This window comes from Methylobacterium indicum, from assembly GCF_001043895.1.
Taxonomy (GTDB): domain Bacteria; phylum Pseudomonadota; class Alphaproteobacteria; order Rhizobiales; family Beijerinckiaceae; genus Methylobacterium; species Methylobacterium indicum.
Genome location: NZ_JTHF01000382.1, coordinates 1 through 3969 on the forward strand (window position 1 = coordinate 1; position 3969 = coordinate 3969).

A 3969-nucleotide genomic window follows, 5' to 3' on the forward strand; every position below is an offset into this window, starting at 1 on the left:
GGGGGAGGGTGCCCCACGGAGTGGGGCGGGAGAGGGGGCGCCGCTTCCGGAGAGGTCGCGACCGTGGTGGCGGGCGCCCTCTAGATCAGCGTCGCGCTGTCCCTCTCCCGGCTCACTGCGTTCGCCACCCTCCCCCGCAGAGGGGGGAGGGTTGACCCGCGCCACACCATGAGAACTCGCGCTCGTGAGCACCGCCTCACAGATCCACCGGCGCCCCGTGCTGGTGGAACGCCTTCATCCGGCGATAGACCGCGGTGTCGTAGTTCGACGGCGCCTCGGCCTCGTCGGTGATCCAGCGGAAGAGGTCGCGGTCCGGCACCTCGATCAGCAGCTCGAAATCGGCCAGCTCCTCCTCCGTGAGGGTCCCGATCTCGGCATCCGCGAAGCGGCCCATGATCAGGTCCATCTCCCGGGTGCCCCGGTGCCAGGAGCGGTAGAGCGTGCGGCGGCGGCGCGGATCGAGGTCGGCGCTGGTGCGGGTGGTGCCGGTCATCGCTTGAGACAAATCCTCGGGCTGGTCCGGACGGCTTTACCGCCCGGGGCGCGGGTGCGAAACCCTTCCCCGCCCATATGGGGCGTGAGGCGCGCGATGCGACATGGAGCGTCCCGCGGCCGCGCCGCCGTGGTGTATAGAGCCCCCGACTCCCTTCCGCTTCCGCCCCGATGTCGCTGCGTCCCTCCCTGCTCGATCCCCTGTTCGCCCCCGCGACCGTGCTGCCGGGGGCCGGTCCCAAGGTCGCCGTGCTGATCGACAAGCTCGTCGGCACGCCGGAGCGCCCGGCCCGGGTGGTCGACCTGCTCTTTCACCTGCCCCAGCGCGGCATCGCCCGGCAGCTGCGCGGCTCGATCGCCGAGGCGCCGCCCGGCGAGCCGGTGACGCTCGGGGTGACCGTGGTGGCCCATCGCCCGCCGCAGAGTGCGGGCCGCAAACCCTTCCGGGTTCTGGTCGAGGACCAGACCGGCGACATCACCCTGGTGTTCTTCAACCTGCCGCGCGCCCGCATCGAGAAGATGCTGCCGCTCGGCAGCCACCGCTACGTGTCGGGCCGGATCGAGCTGTGGGACGGTTTTCGCCAGATGGTGCATCCCTCGCGCATCCTCGACGAGAAGGGCCTGGCCGACCTGCCGGCGGTGGAGCCGATCTACGGCGCCACCGAGGGGCTGACCTCGCGGGCGATCGGCAAGCTGGCGGTCTCCGCCCTCGACCGGCTGCCGACCTTGCCCGAATGGCAGGACCGCTCCTTCCTCGACCGCCAGGGCTGGCCGGCCTTCGCCGATGCGTTGCGCACCGAGCACCGCCCGGCGGAGGCCGCCGAGACCGAGGAGGACCTGAAGACTCCGGCCCGGCGGCGCCTCGCCTACGACGAGCTTCTGGCCTCGCAGCTGGCACTGGCGCTGGTGCGCAGCCGCATGCATCGCCCGCACGGTCGCACCAATGTCGGCGACGGTGCCCTGTCGCGGCGGATCGAGGAGGGCCTGCCGTTCGGGCTCACCGGCGCGCAGATCCGGGCGCTCGCCGAGATCCGCGGCGACATGGGCTCGGACCGGCGCATGCTGCGCCTGCTCCAGGGCGATGTCGGCTCGGGCAAGACCGCGGTGGCACTGCTCGCCATGGCCTCCGCGATCGAGGCCGGCCGCCAGGCGGCCATGATGGCACCGACCGAGATCCTGGCCCGCCAGCACGCCGAGCGCCTGCGGCCGATGGTGGAGGCTGTCGGCTTGAACCTTGCGCTGCTCACCGGCCGCGACCGGGTGGCGGAGCGCCGGGCGACGCTCGCCGGCCTCGCCGACGGCAGCATTCACATCGTGGTCGGCACCCACGCCCTGTTCCAGGACGACGTGGCGTTCCACGATCTCGGCCTCGCGGTGGTGGACGAGCAGCACCGCTTCGGGGTGCACCAGCGCCTGGCACTGGGGGGGAAGGGCGAGGCGGTCGACATCCTGGTGATGACCGCGACGCCGATCCCCCGCACCCTCGCGCTGACCTATTTCGGCGACATGGAGGTTTCGGTCCTCGACGAGAAGCCGGCGGGCCGCCAGCCGATCAAGACGGTGCTGGTCTCGACCGATCGGATCGAGGAGGTGACGCTGGGCCTCGAGCGGGCGCTCGCCAAGGGCGACCGCGTCTACTGGATCTGCCCGCTGGTCGCCGAATCCGAGTACGTCGACCTCGCCGCCGCCGAAGAGCGGTTTTCGGCGCTCCGCGAGCGCTTCGGTGCGGATGTCGGCCTCGTTCACGGCAAGATGCCGGGCAAGGACAAGGACGAGGCGATGGAGCGCTTCGCCGCCGGCGACACCAAGATCCTGGTCTCGACCACGGTGGTGGAGGTCGGCGTGGACGTGCCGCAGGCCACCGTGATGGTGATCGAGCATGCCGAGCGCTTCGGCCTCGCTCAGCTGCACCAGCTGCGCGGCCGGGTCGGGCGGGGCGCGGGCGCCTCGACCTGCCTCCTCCTGTTCAAGGGGCCCCTCGGCCAGGTCTCCCGCGCCCGGCTCGAGATGATGCGCGAGACCGAGGACGGGTTTCGCATCGCCGAGGAGGATCTGCGCCTGCGCGGCGAGGGCGAGGTTTTGGGTACCCGCCAGTCGGGATTGGCCAATTTCCGCCTCGCCCGGCCGGAAGCCGACGGCGACCTGATCGTGGCGGCCCGCGACGACGCGAAGCTCGTCGTCGAGCGTGATCCGGGATTGAAGTCAGAGCGGGGGCAAGCCCTGCGGGCGCTGCTCTACCTGTTCGAGCGCGACGCGGCGGTGAAGCTGCTGCAGGCGGGGTGAGGAGATCGGGTGGGAACCGCGACGGCGCGAGACTCCCCGCACCTCATGCGCGGCATCGTCCCGAGGTGATCGCCGACCGCCTCAGGACGATGCCGTGGATCGGAGATCCGAAGGGCTCGTCAGAATTCCGGCTCGTTCAGCACCCGCGTGCCGATGCGGCTCTGCAGGTCGATCGGGGCGCCGGTTTGCTGGCCGGCGGCGTCGACCTCGATCACCGGGACGCCGGCGCCGCGCAGGCGCTCGCGCAGGCGCTCGGACTGGAGCCGGAAGGTGCCGCCGGCATCGCGGCGCGGGACGTGCAGCAGCACGGCCGCGGGGTTCGGCATCATCGCCAGGACATCGTCCGCCGCCTCGAGGGAGGCGGTGACGCTGGCATAGCCCAGCTCGGCCAGCTCCGCGGAGAGGGCCCGGTCGATGGCGCGATGGCCATCGTCCACGACGAGAACTTTTTGCAGCGCACCCATGTTCAAGCGTTAGCCGATCGCGCGCCTTTCGTGAAGGCACCGGGGCAGTAACGCCGTGAGCCGACAAAGGTTCACCATCCGGGGGACGGTCGGCCGGCGAGCCGGGGCCGGAGAGACCCTTTGGACTATCGGTCAAACCCTTGTCGGAATGAGGCTTTTCTGGATCGGAAGCGGAGCCGGAATTTTGCCGGCGCCGCGTTAGACCTCCGCGACCGCCGTGGCGACGCCGGCGAAGAGCGACGGCCGGAAGCGGGAGGGCATCCACCCATCCTGATTTTCTTCCAGCGTGATACCGCGATGCAACATCCTGGCGGTGCAGGCCGCTCCCCGGAAGCTCAGGCGCCCGTCCGGGTCGCGGCGGAGCTGCATCAGGCCGGTCCGGTCGGCGGCCTGCTCCCGTGGCGATGCGGCCTGCTCCCGTGGCGATGCGGCCCGCTCCGGGGCCGCCAGGACGAGGCCCACATCCTGCGCGTCACGGCGGCCGCAGAGCAGCGCGGTCTCGTCGAAGGCCAGGATATCGACCACGCCGGCCCGCCCGGGCAGGCGGCCGCTGAGCCGGCAGGGCGCCCGATGGACGTAGGCGAGGGTGCGCAGCCGGCCCGCCACGGTGGTCCGGGCGAAACCCGCCTCCATCCAGGCCGGGGCGACGAGATGCGTCGGCACCGGCTGGTCGAGGGCGGCCGAGAGGGCGCCGGTCTCGAAGACCGGATGGCATTCGAGGGTGGCGCCG

At 71.7% G+C, this 3969-nt stretch carries 3 protein-coding genes and 1 pseudogene; 1 reads left to right on the forward strand and 3 read right to left on the reverse strand.

The genetic code is table 11. The annotated features are described in order from the left end of the window. Nucleotides 1-196: 196 nt before the first annotated feature. The gene (locus QR78_RS30485) at nucleotides 197-493 is read right to left on the reverse strand and encodes an FAD assembly factor SdhE (RefSeq protein WP_048431383.1); all 297 of its coding nucleotides are present in this window, start codon (nucleotides 491-493) and stop codon (nucleotides 197-199) included. 170 nt (nucleotides 494-663) lie between these two features. On the opposite strand from QR78_RS30485, the gene recG reads away from it, so the two are divergent. Next, nucleotides 664-2775 carry an ATP-dependent DNA helicase RecG gene (gene recG, locus QR78_RS30490; RefSeq protein ID WP_048431384.1) on the forward strand — a complete coding sequence of 704 codons (2112 nt, stop codon included), beginning with the start codon at nucleotides 664-666 and terminating at the stop codon, nucleotides 2773-2775. Nucleotides 2776-2894: 119 nt separating this feature from the next. On the opposite strand, the gene QR78_RS30495 is transcribed toward recG, so the two are convergent. Together QR78_RS30495 and QR78_RS35250 are read right to left on the reverse strand one after the other, a co-directional pair. Beyond that, on the reverse strand, nucleotides 2895-3239 hold the full coding sequence (locus QR78_RS30495) for a type 1 periplasmic-binding domain-containing protein (protein WP_048431385.1): 345 nt from the start codon (nucleotides 3237-3239) through the stop codon (nucleotides 2895-2897). A gap of 198 nt (nucleotides 3240-3437) precedes the next feature. Next, nucleotides 3438-3969 (reverse strand): annotated as a pseudogene (locus QR78_RS35250) (AMP-binding protein); the annotation flags it as partial.

What these genes read in the sequence shown, in the direction of transcription:
- QR78_RS30485 (WP_048431383.1), bottom strand. Translation starts at nt 493, where the DNA reads ATGACCGGCACCACCCGCACCAGCGCCGACCTCGATCCGCGCCGCCGC.
- recG (WP_048431384.1), top strand. Translation starts at nt 664, where the DNA reads ATGTCGCTGCGTCCCTCCCTGCTCGATCCCCTGTTCGCCCCCGCGACC.
- QR78_RS30495 (WP_048431385.1), bottom strand. Translation starts at nt 3,239, where the DNA reads ATGGGTGCGCTGCAAAAAGTTCTCGTCGTGGACGATGGCCATCGCGCC.